This window comes from Methanomicrobia archaeon (assembly GCA_016930255.1).
GTDB lineage: Archaea > Halobacteriota > Syntropharchaeia > Alkanophagales > Methanospirareceae > JACGMN01.
This window is the reverse complement of sequence record JAFGHB010000020.1, coordinates 1-15,380: the sequence shown is the minus strand read 5'-3', so window position 1 is coordinate 15,380 and position 15,380 is coordinate 1. Positions and strand designations below refer to the sequence as shown.

The 15,380-nt window shown below is 49.8% G+C and carries 16 protein-coding genes; 3 read left to right on the top strand and 13 right to left on the bottom strand.

Annotation, left to right across the window (positions count from 1 at the left end; all coding sequences use genetic code 11):
- Positions 1 to 442 precede the first annotated feature (442 nt).
- Positions 443 to 607, top strand: a complete 165-nt coding sequence (locus JW878_03075) for a type II toxin-antitoxin system HicB family antitoxin (GenBank protein MBN1762051.1) — start codon at positions 443 to 445, stop codon at positions 605 to 607.
- A gap of 34 nt (positions 608 to 641) precedes the next feature.
- Here the strand turns inward: JW878_03075 and JW878_03070 are convergent, their stop codons facing one another.
- From JW878_03070 to ilvB, 6 genes are all read right to left on the bottom strand, one after another.
- Complete coding sequence (locus JW878_03070) at positions 642 to 884, bottom strand: type II toxin-antitoxin system HicA family toxin (protein MBN1762050.1); 243 nt, start codon at positions 882 to 884, stop codon at positions 642 to 644.
- Positions 871 to 1,101: a type II toxin-antitoxin system HicB family antitoxin gene (locus tag JW878_03065; protein ID MBN1762049.1), complete on the bottom strand. Its 231-nt coding sequence runs from the start codon at positions 1,099 to 1,101 to the stop codon at positions 871 to 873. Before JW878_03065 ends, JW878_03070 begins: the two co-directional genes overlap by 14 nt.
- Positions 1,102 to 1,186: 85 nt before the next feature.
- Complete coding sequence (locus JW878_03060) at positions 1,187 to 1,810, bottom strand: fumarylacetoacetate hydrolase family protein (GenBank protein MBN1762048.1); 624 nt, start codon at positions 1,808 to 1,810, stop codon at positions 1,187 to 1,189.
- 13 nt (positions 1,811 to 1,823) lie between these two features.
- The gene (ilvC, locus tag JW878_03055) at positions 1,824 to 2,822 is read right to left on the bottom strand and encodes a ketol-acid reductoisomerase (GenBank protein MBN1762047.1); all 999 of its coding nucleotides are present in this window, start codon (positions 2,820 to 2,822) and stop codon (positions 1,824 to 1,826) included.
- A gap of 109 nt (positions 2,823 to 2,931) precedes the next feature.
- Positions 2,932 to 3,438: an acetolactate synthase small subunit gene (gene ilvN, locus JW878_03050; GenBank protein MBN1762046.1), complete on the bottom strand. Its 507-nt coding sequence runs from the start codon at positions 3,436 to 3,438 to the stop codon at positions 2,932 to 2,934.
- Positions 3,435 to 5,231, bottom strand: coding sequence for a biosynthetic-type acetolactate synthase large subunit (gene ilvB, locus JW878_03045; protein MBN1762045.1), 1,797 nt, complete (start codon positions 5,229 to 5,231; stop codon positions 3,435 to 3,437). Before ilvB ends, ilvN begins: the two co-directional genes overlap by 4 nt.
- Before the next feature lie 108 nt (positions 5,232 to 5,339).
- Here ilvB and JW878_03040 point away from each other — a divergent pair, with 108 nt between their 5' ends.
- Positions 5,340 to 6,605, top strand: a complete 1,266-nt coding sequence (locus JW878_03040; GenBank protein ID MBN1762044.1) for a GntP family permease — start codon at positions 5,340 to 5,342, stop codon at positions 6,603 to 6,605.
- Positions 6,606 to 6,617: 12 nt separating this feature from the next.
- Here JW878_03040 and JW878_03035 read toward each other — a convergent pair whose 3' ends face one another.
- Positions 6,618 to 9,653: a PAS domain S-box protein gene (locus JW878_03035; GenBank protein MBN1762043.1), complete on the bottom strand. Its 3,036-nt coding sequence runs from the start codon at positions 9,651 to 9,653 to the stop codon at positions 6,618 to 6,620.
- A 91-nt stretch (positions 9,654 to 9,744) separates the two neighbouring features.
- Between JW878_03035 and JW878_03030 the strand changes: the two genes are divergently transcribed.
- Entirely contained in the window at positions 9,745 to 10,047 is a 303-nt protein-coding gene (locus JW878_03030; GenBank protein MBN1762042.1) for an MTH1187 family thiamine-binding protein, read from the top strand.
- Between the two features lie 60 nt (positions 10,048 to 10,107).
- Here JW878_03030 and JW878_03025 read toward each other — a convergent pair whose 3' ends face one another.
- The 6 genes from JW878_03025 to albA all read right to left on the bottom strand — a co-directional run bounded on the left by JW878_03025 (position 10,108) and on the right by albA (position 15,337).
- Positions 10,108 to 11,088, bottom strand: coding sequence for a M48 family metalloprotease (locus tag JW878_03025; GenBank protein ID MBN1762041.1), 981 nt, complete (start codon positions 11,086 to 11,088; stop codon positions 10,108 to 10,110).
- A gap of 156 nt (positions 11,089 to 11,244) precedes the next feature.
- Positions 11,245 to 11,565, bottom strand: coding sequence for a DUF4389 domain-containing protein (locus JW878_03020; protein ID MBN1762040.1), 321 nt, complete (start codon positions 11,563 to 11,565; stop codon positions 11,245 to 11,247).
- Between the two features lie 193 nt (positions 11,566 to 11,758).
- Positions 11,759 to 12,625, bottom strand: a complete 867-nt coding sequence (locus tag JW878_03015) for a phosphoserine phosphatase (GenBank protein ID MBN1762039.1) — start codon at positions 12,623 to 12,625, stop codon at positions 11,759 to 11,761.
- Between the two features lie 37 nt (positions 12,626 to 12,662).
- The gene (locus JW878_03010) at positions 12,663 to 13,931 is read right to left on the bottom strand and encodes a serine hydroxymethyltransferase (protein ID MBN1762038.1); all 1,269 of its coding nucleotides are present in this window, start codon (positions 13,929 to 13,931) and stop codon (positions 12,663 to 12,665) included.
- Between the two features lie 64 nt (positions 13,932 to 13,995).
- Positions 13,996 to 14,931, bottom strand: a complete 936-nt coding sequence (gene pyrB, locus JW878_03005; GenBank protein MBN1762037.1) for an aspartate carbamoyltransferase — start codon at positions 14,929 to 14,931, stop codon at positions 13,996 to 13,998.
- A gap of 166 nt (positions 14,932 to 15,097) precedes the next feature.
- Positions 15,098 to 15,337: a DNA-binding protein Alba gene (gene albA / locus JW878_03000; GenBank protein MBN1762036.1), complete on the bottom strand. Its 240-nt coding sequence runs from the start codon at positions 15,335 to 15,337 to the stop codon at positions 15,098 to 15,100.
- Positions 15,338 to 15,380 lie beyond the last annotated feature (43 nt).

The following is a 15,380-nucleotide window of genomic DNA, read 5'->3' as shown; positions in this document are numbered from 1 at the left end:
GTTCAACACTAAAAGGTATCATAGAGGGATCAAAGCCATACCAGCATCACTTTATACCGGGTAGTTTCAAAGTTTACTTAACACTATAATATGCTTTATAAGTTTCGCTTTATTATTGCTCCTACAGTGAAAGTGAGAAGAGGCGACAAATCCTTCTAAAATGTCGGATTGTAAGCTTTCATTTTGCTCTTTAAAAAGAGATAATACTTTTGGATTTCGGGTTTTCAACTCACAGCACAAAATTCTGTAACGTCTCTACCCCCTCTATCCTTATCTCTGTCGTGTCCCCTCCTTGCATCGCGCCATCCCGCTCGGCGTGCCCGTTGCCACGCTATTTCTTGCATTCCTTAATGTTGGTCGGGAGGGTTAGTAAGGGGGGCTCTGGCCCCTTACTGCGTGAAAGTAACCTTTATTTATGAGTCTCTATTTCCTTACTTCTAATATGGCCGAGAAATTCAATGTGATTGTTGAAGAAGGTGAGGATGGCTACCTCATTTCTGACGTGATCGAGCTACCCGGCTGCCATACGCAGGCGAAGACCTACGATGAACTTATTAAACGAACCAAAGAGGCCATATCGTTGTATCTCAGTGATCGGGATAATTGATACTGCAATTGATAGCGAAAAGTGTCTCGATTAGCTATGTATAGAAGTACGGCCTCAGTTCTTCCTCAGGTATGTATCGCAAAGCCTGCCTAAAAATGGCTCTCAGAGTCCCTTTGTCCAATTCATCATGAAACGGAATGGTCAAGGTTTGCCTCGATCCATCTGGATTGATTCTTCCCAACTTTACATGGCTCCCTCGTTGGGAAACAATGTCAAAGCTAAATTCAGAGAAGATTTTCACCACAGCTTTACCGCTGAGCGTTTTAAGTTTCGGCATACGCAGTCGGCAGTTCAAAATTGACCAGAATCGAATGCTCGGGAAGAATACCCCACTCTGCTAGATCTTCGCCTTCGAGGTGCAAGCTGATAGCCTCCGTTATATTAGCTGCGACCTCATCCAAGGTTTTTCCTTGCGTCACCACCGGTAAATCAATGCATTCGGCAACGTAGTACTTATCTCCTTTGTAAACTCTGACCTGGATAATTCTTCGCATGGTTTCACATATGTCTCCCCAATATTTAAACTTTACTCTAGGATCACCGAGCGTTATCCCCTGTTACAGGACCTCTAACGTCTTCTCACCGCACATAATTCCGTAACGTCCCTATCCCTTCTATTTTAATCTCTATGGTATCTCCTTTTTGCATCGCCCCGATCCCGCTCGGTGTGCCCGTTGCTATTATGTCCCCTTGTTGCAACGTCATTACCTTAGAAATAAACGAAACCAGCTCTTCTACGGTGAATATAAAGTTGGACGTGCTGGAATCCTGCCGCAGCTCGCCGTTCAAATAACTCTGGATCTTCACGTTGTTCGGATCTATGTCCGTTACGATACGCGGCCCCACGGGGCAGAACGTATCAAAACTCTTTGCACGTGTCCACTGCACGTCTTTGCTCTGCATATCTCTGGCGGTGACGTCGTTCAGGCACGTAAAGCCCTCGACGTATTCCGTTACCTCGTTGGGCTCGATATTCTTACACGGGTCTTTTAGAACAACAGCCAGTTCCGCCTCGTAATCCACTCTCCTCGTTTGTGCCGGGTACACAATATAATCCTCAGGGCCTATCAACGCCGTCGGCGGCTTCAGGAATAAAATGGGCTCGTCAGGGAGCGGCATCTTCAATTCCTTTGCGTGATCCTTGTAATTGAGGCCGACTAAGACGACCTTCGTCGGCTGCTGCCGCAAAAAAGAAAGGGGCATTTGCAGGTCAGGATTACTGCTTCTTGAACAGTTGCCTGATCTCTTTGCCAACCGTTTCGATCTGATGCTTGCCGATATTCTCGCGGCTCGCTTTCAGGAACGGGATGCCTTTCTTGTACTCCTCGACCCACTGCGCTGCGAATTCGCCGTTCTCCACGCGCTTTAGGGCTTCCTGCATCTTTGCCTTCACGTCCGGTCCGATGATCTCGTTACCGACGGCCCACATGCCGTATTCCGCGGTGTTCGAGATGACCTCGGCCATGCGCTTGATGCCGCCCTGCCAGACCAGATCGACGATCAGTTTCATCTCGTGCACGCACTCGAAATACGCCATCTCTGGCGGGTAGCCCGCTTCCACCAGCACTTCAAAGCCGTTCTTCATCAATTCCACGAGGCCGCCGCAGAGCACGCACTGCTCGCCAAACAGATCCTCGTAGGTCTCCTGCTCGAACGTGCATTCCAAAATGCCGGCCTTCGTCCAGTGCATCGCCTTCGTCATGGCCAGTGCCACTTCACGTGCCTTCCCGCTTGGGTTCTGCTTCACGGCAACCAGACCAGGAACACCAAAGCCCTCCAAGTACGCCACACGCTCCTCCGTACCGGGCGCCTTCGGCGCGACCATAATTACATCAACATCTTCCGGGGGGACGATCCGGTTAAAGCAGATATTGAACCCGTGCGAGAAACAGAGCGCCTTGCCTGCCGTCAAGTGCGGTGCGATCTGCTGCTCGTAAACCATCGGCTGTACCTCGTCCGGCAGCAGGATATGCACGATATCGCCCCTCTTCGCTGCCTCGTCGATCGGCATAACCTCAAAACCGTCCGCTTTCGCCTTCGCCCAGCTCGGGTTCGACCTCCCGCCCAGGACCTCCGTCTCGCCTATAATCACACTCACACCTGAATCCTTCAGGCAGTTCGCCTGCGCATCGCCCTGCGCGCCGTATCCGATTACCGCTACCGTCTTTCCTTCTATAAAGCCCTCATCTACGTCTTCATCATGTAATACATTCAAGGTCATGGTATCATCAACCTCCTGGTTTCTACGTTAAGGTATCGTGGTGTTCATTATAAACGTTGCTCTTTTCGGCTGGCTTCCCTGCGGGCGGAATCACTAGCGGAAACTATTTCTCCGAACCGCCACCCATACCAATAGCCGTAACCCCGGTTCTGAACAACTGCTTCACACCGAAATGCATCATCAAATCCACGAACCGGTCTATCGTCTTCGGCTCCTCCGTTAGCTCGAGTATTATGGTATCCAAAGTCGCATCGGCTATCTTAGCTCCGTATGACGCGGCAAGCTGCATCACTTCAGAACGGGCGTTGGAATCCTTCACGTGCACCTTCATGAGGCACAGGTCGCGAATGACCGCTTTGTTCTTCGCCAGGTCGATCACCTTCACCACTTCGATTAGATTGCTGAGTTGCTTCCTCACTTGCTCCAACTCGTTTTCCGAGCCCTTGATCGCCACCGTCATTCTTGATAACCCTTCCTTCTCACACGGTGAGACGGTGAGCGAGATGATATTGATCCCGCGCATGGTGAACATGCCCGACATCCGCGTCAGTACTCCCGGATGATCCTCTACCAATAGTGATATAATGTGTGTGGTACTGTGTGTGGTCATTCTTCCGCTGCTCCTACCATTTCGACGAGTCCTATTGATCTAGCGGTAGCTACAGAACGTGTGGGTGTTGTTGCGAGGGGTGTGCATCGCTCCGTTCCTATCATTCCTATTAAACCGCCACCAGGAGGAATCATCGGCAGTATCTTGTCCTCCCAACCCACGATCATATCCAGTACTGCTGGCTTACCGGACTCGAATGCGTTATGCAGCGCGTCTTTCAGCTCATCCGGCTTCTCCACGCGCTCCCCATAAGCGCCAAAGGCTTCCGCGAGCTTCACGAAATCCGGCGTCACACCCAGGCCGGTACTCGAGTATTTCTTATCGAAGAACAGCTCCTGCCACTGGCGCACCATTCCCAGATACCGGTTGTGGAAGATACAGACGACAACCGGTATATCGTTCTCCACGCAGGTCGCCAAATCCTGGCAGGTCATCAGGAAACTGCCGTCTCCTGCTATGTCCACTACGTGCTTATCCGGTGCCGCAACCTTCGCGCCAATCGCTGCGGGGAACCCATAGCCCATCGTGCCCAGCCCGCCTGAAGAAATAAACGTGCGCGGCTTCTTCGTCATGTAATAATGCGCGGCGAACATCTGGCACTGTCCCACCTCCGTGGTGACGATTGTATCGTTATTCAAGATTCTGCTCAGCTCTTTTATGAGCATATCCGAGATCGAAGTCCCTTCTCTCTTGACATCGCGTATACACGCTTCACAAGCCGAATGCATCTCTTTTATCCGCTGCACCCACACGTTTCCGTTCGTATCCGCAATTCTCTTTTTCTCGAGCCATTTGATGATGTCACCCAGCGCAAGCTTCGCATCGCCCTGGATCGGGATATCAACCTGAATATTCTTGTTTATCTCCGCGGCATCGATATCGACGTGTATCAATGTAGCCTCCGGGGCGAACTGGTCCAATTGCCAGCCCGTTAAGCGGTCGCTGAACCGCGTTCCTACTGCGAGCAACGCATCGCATTCGTTTATCGCCTTGTTCGCATAGAGGCGTCCGTGCATGCCCGCCATACCCAGTGCGAACGGATGATCCTCGGGAATGGCACCTTTACCCAGAAGCGTCGTTACGACAGGCGCGCCGAGGAATTCCGCCAGCTGGCGTAACTCTTCCGTCGCTTCCGAGGTGATAACGCCGCCTCCAGCCAAGATAAGCGGCCTCTCCGCATTTACCAGCACCTCTACCGCTTTCTTTATTTGCACTCGATTCGGCTTTATGTTCGGCTTATAACCTGCGAAGGTCTCCTTTAAATGTAAATCCACCTCGACCGTCGTTGCCAGTACGTCCTTTGGCAGGTCGATCAAGACGACTCCTTTCCTACCCGTACCGGCGATATGGAACGCATTGTGGATGATCTTGGGCAAGTCCTCCGTCCGCGTTACGAGGAAATTATGTTTCGTGACCGGCATGGTAATGGTGAACGTGCTTGCTTCCTGGAACGCATTGCTCCCTATTGCTGCCGTCGGCACCTGGCCGGTCAATGCTACTACGGGTGCAGAATCCATGCTTGCATTCGCCAGACCGGTAACGAGATTCGTTGCTCCGGGACCTGACGTAGCGATACAAACCCCTGTCTTTCCTGAGACGCGTGCATAGCCGTCTGCCGCGTGCGCCGCACATTGCTCGTGCCGCATCAGAATATGCCTCACTTTATCCTCCTGGTACAGCACCTCGTACAGATCTAACAGGACTCCGCCGGGGATTCCAAAGGCTACTTCCACTCCTTCGTTCTTCAATTCCTCTACCACTATTTCCGCACCGCTCAATTTCACTCGTGCCATTTCTCTTTCCCCCTTATAACCGTTCCAACAGTTGTGGGTGATATAGTATAATGCTCTCTTTTTAAATAAACTGATTTAAACACGTAGCGATAATAAAGCCATGAATAAATGGCGCCGTTACTAATATTCCTCATCGCTCTGCTCCTCATCCTAGTTCTGACCGCGAAACTCAGGATCAACCCCTTTCTGAGCTTACTTACGGTATCGCTACTCGTTGCCATTTTAGCTGCAAAACCGTTTGACGGCCTGGAATCGATGTTAACAGGCATGAGTCAGGTACTTTACAAGCTGGGCATCGTCATCGTGTGTGGCAGCATCATCGGCACGGTCCTGGACGGCATCGGAGGCACATCGGTCATCGCAGACGATATAATCAGCCTATCGAAACGGCCTATACTCGCATTAAACGTGCTCGGGTTCCTCGTGGCAGTCCCGGTGATGTGCTGCATCCTGGCCTACGTGATCTTCATACCAATCGCACGCGAGATCGCCGCTAAGCAGAAGTTACCGATTGGTGTGGCTGCTACTTCGCTCAGTCTCGGCACACTCGCGTCCTACGAACTCATTTATCCCGCACCCGGCGTTTATTCCGCGGCAAGCGAGTTCGGCGTTGTCGGTGCTGACATTGTACTGCTTGGTCTTATTATTGCCATTCCCACGTCCTTGGTTGGCTATTTGTTCGCTCAGCGGTTCTGCAAGCTCGGCGAGGTCCCAACGACGGTAACGGAAACGGAACAAAAACAAAAGAGTAGATTACGCGCATATCCTCCTATCGTCGTTCCGGTGGCACTCATATTCTCAAAACTCGTTCTTCCTATTCCAGTGCTCAATTTCTTGGGTAACCCCAACATAGCACTGCTGATCGGCGTCTTCATCGCTTTTAGCGCTGCTCGGGGATTCAGGCGAGATACCGTCAATACATGGACTCGTGAGGCGGTACGACGAGGTGGCGGAATTCTCATGGTACTCTGCGCGGGTGGTGCGCTCGGCTCGACCTTAGCAATGATCGGCGTCGGTCACGGGATCGGCGCACTGGTTATACAATCCGGCTTACCCGCGCTTTTCATACCCTTTTTGGTCGCTGTTGCCATTCAGAGCGTGCAGGGTTCGCGGCTCGTCACCTTTTTGATCGTTCCGAGCATAATCCTACCCGTACTTCCTGAACTCGGCTTGCCCTTGGAACTCGCGCTAATGTCCATAGCCTCGGGCACGTTCCTGGTATCGCATGCGAATGACTCTTACTTCTGGACGGTCGTTGAGCTTGCCGACATGACGCCCGCTGCGGGCTATCGCTGCTACACGATCGGAGGAATGGTCCTCGGAGCGGTGGCTTTGGGTATGACCGTTTTGGTGTATTTGTCGGGCATATTCTGAGTATAAAATTCATCACGGACTCACGGGCAGCGTAAAGCAGACTGTTGTCCCTTTGCCGGTCTCCGATTCGATCCAGATACGGCCCTCGTGCACCTCGATTATTCGTTTCACAATAGCCAGCCCGGCACCCGTGCCTGCTTCACTATTGTCCACTTGATAGAACAGCTCGAAGACTTTCTCCTGCTGACTTTCGTCAATCCCGATGCCGTTATCCTTCACAAAGAACACGGTATCCTTACCATCTACGCGATACCCAAGCTCGATTTTCGGATGCGGCGGGTCGCCTCGATATTTTATACTGTTCGCAATAAGATTCACCAGCACCTCGACTATTCGCATCCGATCTACGTGCACGGTGGGAAAGTGTTCAGCCACGGAAACCTCAATATCCTTTGCTCTTATTTCTCCCGCAGTCTGCTCCAGTGCATCGCTAACAATTTCCTCAAACGGCACATCCTCTGGCGGATTCACGAAACGGCCGATACGGGATAGCTCGAGCGTGCCACTTAAGAGCTCGCCCATTCTCGTAACGGCGTTTTCTATGTACTTCAAATCGCTTTCCACGCTCTCTCGTTTATTTTGTTCAAAATCCTCCTGGAGCATAGTGGTGAAGCCCTGTATGGTAATAAGCGGCGACCGCAAATCGTGTGAGACCGTATAGGCAAAATGCTCCATTTCTCTGTTCTTTGCTTCCAGCTCTTTTAAAAGGCCAGCTCTTTCCGTCTCAGTCTGCTTACGGTCGGTGATGTCACGAATTGATTCAATTGCACCTACTACGTCACCTTTACGGTCGAAGAGCGGCGTTGCAATTCCCCAAAGATATGCCCCCTTCCCCCGGTACATGAAAGGTGAATAGACTTCGGCAAATAGTGTGCTTCCCTTTTTTCCTACATGGGCATAGCGAGACTCGATCTCCTCGTTGCTTGAAAAGACCAAATCAGTCAATATGGGTCTCCGCTCTCCGTAAAACGGTAGTGCATATTCATAATCCCCCTTTCCGATGATATCCTCCTTGTGGATCCCAGTCATCTCTTCTATTGCACGATTCCATGCAATTACTTTCATATCTCTATCAATAACAAATGTTGCATCCGGGAGGAACTCGATGATATCCTGAAGCTGTTTGTGGGCATCGCGTAACTCGTCCTGCGTCTTCATTCGTTCGGTAATATCCAGCTCGAATCCCACAACATCTGTAATATTCCCATCTGCATCCTTGAGGGGCACCTTATCCAATCGTACCCATCGCACGCCTTCTGATGTTGTAAGTTTTTTTACCACTCCACTTTGGGGTACTCCGCTCTCAAAAATTTCTTTGTCACTTTCGATGTACTCTTCTCCTACGTCCGGAAAGAGCTCTCTGCTTGTTTTGCCTTTGAAATCCTCGGGCTTCATTCCGAAGAGCTCTGCCAGAGCCTTGTTTACATGAACGAACCTGCTGTCGGCATCTATATGGAATATACCTACAGGGACAGTATCGAGGACTGTCTGATGCTCCAGCTCGCTTTCCTGCAGCGCATCCTCTATTCGTTTCCGTTCAGTAACGTCCAGCTCGAAGCCTATTATGTCCGTAACGTGGCCATCGTCATCTTTAAGGGGCACCTTATCCAATCGTACCCATCGCACGCCTTGTGGCGTATTAATTCTTCTAATCGTTCCTATCTGCGGCTCGCCGCTCTCTAACACTTCCTTGTCGCTCTTGATATAGTCCTCAGCAACTTCGGGGAAGAGGTCTCTGGATGTTTTGCCTTTGAAATCCTCGGGGTTCATTCCATAGCGCTCTGCCAGAGCCTTGTTCACATGAACGAACCTGCTGTCGGCATCTATATAGAATATGCCTACTGGTACGGAATCGAGAAGTATCTGATGTTTCCTCTCACTTTCCCGCAGCGCTTCTGCCGTCCGCTTGCGCTCGCTGATATCGCGGACGAAGACGAGATTAGCGGGCTTGCCGTGATACATAATGATGCCCGCATTCAATTCAGCATCCATCTTTCCCCCACTCTTCTCCTGAAGAACGGTCTCGTAGAGAGAGGGGACTGCCTCACCGGCCACGCGCCGCTTGTAGTAATCAACGACTTTGGGGATTTCTTCAGGAGCGACAAAAATGGTGAACGGAGCGCAAATAATCTCTTCCTCGGTGTAGCCACTCCACTCAACCAATCGGCTGTTGGCATATTCAACGAGGGCGTCCTGAATAATACAGATTCCATCATTCGCACGCTCAACGAGGTTTCGATATTTATCCTCGCTCTCCCGCAGCCCCTCCTCAGCCTTCTTCTGCGCCGTGATATCCAGCTCGAAGCCGATTAAGCCGGTAACGGTGCCGTCAACATCTTTGAGCGGTACCTTATCCAACCGCACCCATTTCTCTCCTTGTGGCGTTACAATTTTTCGTATCGTTCCTATCTCTCGTGCTCCGCTTTCGAAGACCACCTTGTCACTTTTGAGGTACGCCTCACCAACATCAGGGAAGAGGTCCCCGGATGTTTTTCCTTTAAACTCCTCGGGCTTCAGCCCATAGCGCTCTGCCAGAGCCTTGTTTACATGAACGAACTCACTTTTGCGGTTTATATGGAATACATTTAATGGCAAAGCATCGAGAATGAGCTGATGCTCTTTTTTAATCTCGACTACTTTCTCCTCTGCCCACTTTCTCTCAACCAACTCGATTATCACATGTGCCAACGTTTGATACAAGCTGGCTATATCTCCACCCTTATGCAAGTAGTGGTTCGCACCCTTATTCAATGCTTCGATTGCTACTTCTTCTCGGCCTCGACCCGTGAACATGATGAACGGAATCTTATCTCCACTCGCGCGAAGAGTTTGGAGTAACTCGAGGCCGTCCATCCCGGGCATCTGATAATCCGAGACCACTACATCGTAGTTGCCGCTCTTCAAGAGCGTTATGCCTTCTTCTGCAGAGGTTGTGGTATCAACACTAAAATTTGCATATTTCTTTTCTAAGTTATGCTGCGTCACCAGAAGGAAATCGGGCTCATCATCTACATGCAATACCTTTATTTCCCTTTGCCCACTTTGCATCGACACTTAGATACCACCCCTTTAATTTGACGTATTCGTACTTATAGTCGCGTATATATACTTAGTTTAAGGTGCAGATATTTAATAGGAGATGATAATCGCTGAAATAACCGTTGTCCCCTTAGGAACACAAACGCCAAGCGTAAGCGGGTACGTGATAAGAGCGATCACGGAGCTGAGGAACCTGGGCTTGGAACCCGAACTAACGGCAATGGGCACGATATTCGAGGCAGAAGATCTCACGCTGATTTTAGAGGCTTTCAAAGCGGTACACGAATCCGTTTTCGCGCACGGTGCCTTACGGGTCGTGACAACGTTGACAATAGACGAACGGCGGGATAAAGCGGGCAGTATAAGCCAAAAGATACATTCCGTAGCTTCTGGTTCCGTGTGATGCTTGTCTCGTATTCGTGGAATCGTTTACGAGAACTGGTAAGGGAACACGACTTCGCCGTTAGTACAAGTACGTGCCCAGCCGCTTAACCCGGCTGACGGGATTAGGATGCGTGGAGAAGAGTTCCATCACTCGTTCAGCACGGCTCGCGTTCGCCCGCTCTGCAAACATCCGTAACTCGTACTCGTCTATCTTTCCATCCCTATTTAGGTCCGCCGCGCTCAAATCCTTCAAATCGCCCCGGGCGGTCACCGGATCGGCGGCAAAGAACGCACGCATGCTCCCCATTTCCTTAACCACTCTCTCGGACTTTGTGCTCGCACTGCCATAGATCATCTTGTATAACGCAGACGCGAGTTCATGCGGCTTCCTCGTGAGCTCTGCACTGCCTGCATCCGCATAATATTCCCGCACGCGCGATGCGTACAGCACGATAAGGTTGCTTATGAAATAGACAACGAACGCAATAAGCGCGATTGCCATCATTGGCAAGGCACCCTCTCTGTCCCGACCGCCCCCACCAAAGAGGCCGGACCAGAAGAAGCTAAAATAAATAAAGTAACAGATCATCGGTATCACACTCAATGCCGTTATCACCACCATATCGCGATGTTTTATATGCGAAAGTTCATGCCCCAGAACCGCTTCTATCTCGTCCCGGCTCAGCATTTCCATCAATCGTTTTGTAATGCAAACCCGTGCGGTCTTCTTCGAGGTGCCAAAAGCGAATGCATTCGGTATAGGGATCTCGGAGATCCCGACGCGAGGTTTCGGGATCCCCGCCTTCAGTGCTAACTCGCTCACCATCCGATGCAATTCCGGCGCTTCACTTTCCGAGACATAGCGAATATGCATGGTTCGCTCTACAACCTTAGGGCCGATAAAGAACTGGATAGCGACCAATCCAAAAGCAAGTAACGCATAAACGAGCGGTGTGCCCGCTCCCACAAAATATGCGATAACACTTAAGAGTGCATAAAGCACTGCAAACAGAAGCACGATACAGAGCCCCATCCGTATAGTAAGCCACGTTGTCCTCATTTTCTTAATCTATCTATTCTATAATCATCATCCATAAAAAACAATATCAAATTCGACACGTGACGTAGTATAGGTTGACTCTAAAAACGTATCAAGAAAAAAAGAGAAGCGCAGGCATACAACACCGATTCGTCGGTGCAGATCCTGCTCATTCATTTATTCTTTCTCGTAGATTTCAACCGGTTTTGGCATTATGCCCGGTCTCTCATCGGTCATGAAGTAATAATAGCTGACGACGTGCACGAAATATTCGAGATAGCCCTTAACAAAGTTGCTTAGCCCTTCGCTCCTCCGTCCGAGTATCAATATCACGAACCATTGAATAAAAAGGCAGATTTCTGCAACGATGCCGTATACCAGTAAGACAATCCCGATGGCTATCCACCCGTACACGATTCGAATGAAAAGTTCAAGTCGTCCTGCGTCATGTTCGTAAACAAACAATTGTTTCAATCCAGCCGGTTTTTCTTCTCCCATTATCTTCACCTCCTACCATTTGTGATATCATTCTGCTAAAGTTAAATGCATTCGTAGTATATAAAACTATCGGTGTACCTGGCTTTCGCCAACCAGGGAATTATGAGCAAAATCGCGTCCCGTAAGCCCTGTAGCGAAACGCTTAACCTCATTTAGATTCTGATAAAATCGAATCGATTAGCAGTACTTGTCTTTATTTTAAGCCCATCTCGGACCGTTGCAACATGAGCAAATCTTCAGTGCTGAGCTTCCCACCGTCTTTAAACTTCTCGTAAATGCCTTTCGCCTTCTTCCTCGCTTCCATTCGCTCCCGGAAGCCCCAATCTTCCCGTATCTTCCGTCTCAGCCCGCTTATAACGCGGTCAAAGTCCTTCATGTCGCGGAGATACCGGATATAACGCTTGTGCGCTTCGTCCGCTTCTTCCTGAGCCTCTATAAAAAGCCGGTGTGCCTCGTCCGCCTTCTCCCTTATTCTGTCTGCCTCTTTGAAACACTCCACCATTTTACTATGGCATTCATGGGAGAGCCTTACGTGCTCAATAACCTCTTCGTGGTATGTGTCCGATTCTACACGGTACTTCTGCGCCTTCTTCAGCAATTCCGTCAACTTCCTGTCCTTCTCCAGTTCCTTCTCCATGCGATCGAACTCTCGCCGCAGCTCCGTTATCTTCGCCACTAATTTCTTTTCCTTATCCTTGCTCAGCACTTCTACCTGCTGCCGCAGCTCTAACTCCGCTATTCGTTCTCGAAGCCGCTCAAACGCCTGGATACTCTGCATATCGTTCCGTTTACGCTGCTTCTCCACCATGAGGTAGTATGACGAAGCTTTCCTGTTCAATTCGCCACGTTTCACCTTTTTATCTGCAATAAGCGCCTCATACTCCTCGCGCTGCTGTTTAAACTCCTTTGCCTTCTCAACAGCCTCTTTTATCCGGCCATTTAACTCGTCTCTCAATTCAGCCCACTTACTTGCTTCGGTATTTAACTCGGTCCTTCGAAGCTTATATTCCTCAGCCTTCTTTATTATTTCTGCTCTCCGTTCCTCTAATTCCTCTAGCATCCCTACTTATAATATTCACCTGCCTTTATAAATACCCTCACGCTTTTAACTCCGGAAATTTGTATACATCCTTGCCATCAAAGCAATACACGGCATCCTGAAAGTCGTTCCTCAACTCTTGCACCTCAGCCTTTATCGCGTCTAAGTCTGCTTTACCGCGTACAACACGCTCTATAAGGGCTGCGATCTCCTTCATCTCCGATTGCTTCATTCCTATCCTCGTCAGCTCCTGCACGCCCAATCTGATCCCGGTGGGCGTATCAGGGTCCCTATCGGACGGCAGCATGTTCTTATTGATAATGATATTCGCGAGCTCTAATTTTTCGGCCACCTCCGCCCCGCCACCATAGTTACTAACATCAATCGCAATTTGATGTGACTCAGTAAACCCCTTATGCTCGCAGAGGACATCAAAACCCGCCTCATATAAACTCTGAGCCAACGTCTTTGCATTTGCCACTGTCTGGGCTGCGTATGCTTCGCCGAACTCCAGCATCTCGACCAGCGACACGGCCAATCCCGCAACGTGATGGAGGTGATGATTGCTCACCGTTCCGGGGAATACCGCCTGATCTATTTCATTCTTTATGTTCGCCTTACACAGGATTATCGCACCCTGAGGTCCCGGGAAAGTTTTATGTGTGCTGCTCGCGATCACGTCTGCTCCCTCCCGTAATGGATCTTGGAATTGCTTGCCCGCTATGAGTCCTAACACATGAGAAGCATCGTACACGATCTTTGCACCCACGTCGTCTGCGGCTTCTCGTGCCTCCGCAATCGGATGTGGGAAGAGGAAGAGACTGGCGCCAAAAAGCAAGAGCGAGGGCTTGTTCTGCCGTATCGCCTTTAGCATCTTATCCGTATCAATGTTCATTTCGTTTGTGTCAAAGGGAAAATTATACAGCTCCAAGTCCCGCATCGCGGGAATGGAATATTTCGAATGGCTTATATGGCCCCCATTAGGTACGGACAATGCCATCATCCTATCCCGTGGCGAAGTAAGCGCGAAAAGCGCCGCAATATTCGCCGTTACGCCTGAAATCGGCTTTACATTTACATGTTCGGCATCAAACAGTTCCTTGGCATAGCGTATCGCTTTCTCCTCTATCACGTCTATGTATTTGCAGCCCTGATAAAACCGTTTTCCCACATCACCTTCTGCGTATCGGTGCGACAAATCGGACGCGAGCAGCATCCGTACCGGATTACTCGTAACGTTCTCACTCGCGATCAGCGGCAATGCGTTTGTATACAGTTCATGATGATCCTTTACCGCGTCTATAACGCTTTTTATCTCCGCTTGCATATCTATTACCCATCCTCTTTTTCCTTCTCTTTCTCTCCGTTTATTGCCTTTGGTTTCTATTTAGTTAGTTTGAACGATCCAGTAATATAGAAAGAACCGCCATTCGCACGGGAACACCGTAGAACGCCTGAGTGAAATATCGCGCGTTCTCGGTCTGATCCACTTCCGCGTCTACCTCGTCGATCTTAGGGAGCGGATGCATAAGTACCACCTCCCTGTTCTCTTTTATCAGCTCGGTCGTTATGCGATACGTTCCGGCAACTTTGTTATATTCTGCAGGGTCCGGGAACCGCTCACGCTGAATTCTTGTTAGATAGAGCACGTTAACGTCCCCTATAACCTCTTTTATATTCGTTGATTCGAAAATATCCGCGCCTGCCTCTTTCAAGTCCATCTTTATCTCTTCCGGCATCCGTAACGCTTCAGGCGAAACAAAGAAGAGCTTCGCACCGTATAAAGACAGGGCGTACGCCAGCGAATGGACCGTCCGTCCGTATTTCAAGTCACCGATCAACGCGATCTTGAGCCGATCAAGCAGTCGCTCCTTCTTAATAGTGTACAAATCGAGCAAAGTCTGCGTGGGATGCTGCCCCGCGCCGTCGCCTGCGTTAATTATCGGAACGGAAGAGAACGAAGCAGCCATTCGAGATGCGCCTTCCTTAGGGTGCCGAAGCGCGATGATATCACTGTATTTAGAGACCACCCGGATGGTATCCACCAAATTTTCGCCTTTTGCTACGGAACTCGTCTCCGGCGATGAGACGTTTATGACCTCTCCGCCCAACCGCTTCATTGCCACTTCAAACGAGAGTCGTGTCCGTGTGCTGGGCTCGTAGAAGAGATTGGCGAGTATGTTCCCCGTTAATAAATCGCTCTTCTTCCCCGAACTCTTCGCAGACCCCTGTGCGTAGATCTCTAACTCCTCCGCTCTGTCCAATATGTAATCTATCTCTTCCTTCGTGAAATCACGTGTCGAAATGATATGCCTTCTCGCGAACATCGCTTATGTAGAGAAGTAATAGCAGCCGGATATAAGTAAATATTCCACCCACACCAACAACCCAACCCGAATCAGATGTAAAGTAAAAAAGAAAAAGAAAAAAAGAGGATGTACCCTAAGAGAAATATCTCTTAGATCGAATTCGCATAACTCCCCTTTTTACTCACTACTTGGCTTTTGCAACCATTGTGATTTCCAGCGACGATACGTTCGCCTTATCTCCACCTTCTCCAGTTATTACCTCGGTTCCTATTTTTATGTCCTTCACTTCCACTCCAGGCATGAACTTATTCTTCACCACCTCTGCGGTGTCCACGGCCCGTGAGATTGCTCTACCTCTTGCCTTTATCAAAACCTCATCAAAGCCGTTATTAAACTGCGTCACTACCGCCAGGACATAACTCATCACAGACTTATTTCCGATATATATCACGTTGTCTTCTCCAGGC

Bases quoted from the DNA above. Each gene is read 5' to 3' on its own strand.
- ilvN (MBN1762046.1), bottom strand. From the start codon at position 3,438: ATGACCACACACAGTACCACACACATTATATCACTATTGGTAGAGGAT.
- JW878_03010 (MBN1762038.1), bottom strand. From the start codon at position 13,931: ATGCAAGCGGAGATAAAAAGCGTTATAGACGCGGTAAAGGATCATCAT.
- JW878_03035 (MBN1762043.1), bottom strand. From the start codon at position 9,653: ATGCAAAGTGGGCAAAGGGAAATAAAGGTATTGCATGTAGATGATGAG.
- JW878_03015 (MBN1762039.1), bottom strand. From the start codon at position 12,625: ATGCTAGAGGAATTAGAGGAACGGAGAGCAGAAATAATAAAGAAGGCT.
- JW878_03025 (MBN1762041.1), bottom strand. From the start codon at position 11,088: ATGAGGACAACGTGGCTTACTATACGGATGGGGCTCTGTATCGTGCTT.
- JW878_03040 (MBN1762044.1), top strand. From the start codon at position 5,340: ATGGCGCCGTTACTAATATTCCTCATCGCTCTGCTCCTCATCCTAGTT.
- JW878_03020 (MBN1762040.1), bottom strand. From the start codon at position 11,565: ATGGGAGAAGAAAAACCGGCTGGATTGAAACAATTGTTTGTTTACGAA.
- JW878_03075 (MBN1762051.1), top strand. From the start codon at position 443: ATGGCCGAGAAATTCAATGTGATTGTTGAAGAAGGTGAGGATGGCTAC.
- JW878_03060 (MBN1762048.1), bottom strand. From the start codon at position 1,810: ATGCCCCTTTCTTTTTTGCGGCAGCAGCCGACGAAGGTCGTCTTAGTC.
- pyrB (MBN1762037.1), bottom strand. From the start codon at position 14,931: ATGTTCGCGAGAAGGCATATCATTTCGACACGTGATTTCACGAAGGAA.
- albA (MBN1762036.1), bottom strand. From the start codon at position 15,337: ATGAGTTATGTCCTGGCGGTAGTGACGCAGTTTAATAACGGCTTTGAT.
- JW878_03070 (MBN1762050.1), bottom strand. From the start codon at position 884: ATGCCGAAACTTAAAACGCTCAGCGGTAAAGCTGTGGTGAAAATCTTC.
- ilvB (MBN1762045.1), bottom strand. From the start codon at position 5,231: ATGGCACGAGTGAAATTGAGCGGTGCGGAAATAGTGGTAGAGGAATTG.
- JW878_03030 (MBN1762042.1), top strand. From the start codon at position 9,745: ATGATAATCGCTGAAATAACCGTTGTCCCCTTAGGAACACAAACGCCA.
- JW878_03065 (MBN1762049.1), bottom strand. From the start codon at position 1,101: ATGCGAAGAATTATCCAGGTCAGAGTTTACAAAGGAGATAAGTACTAC.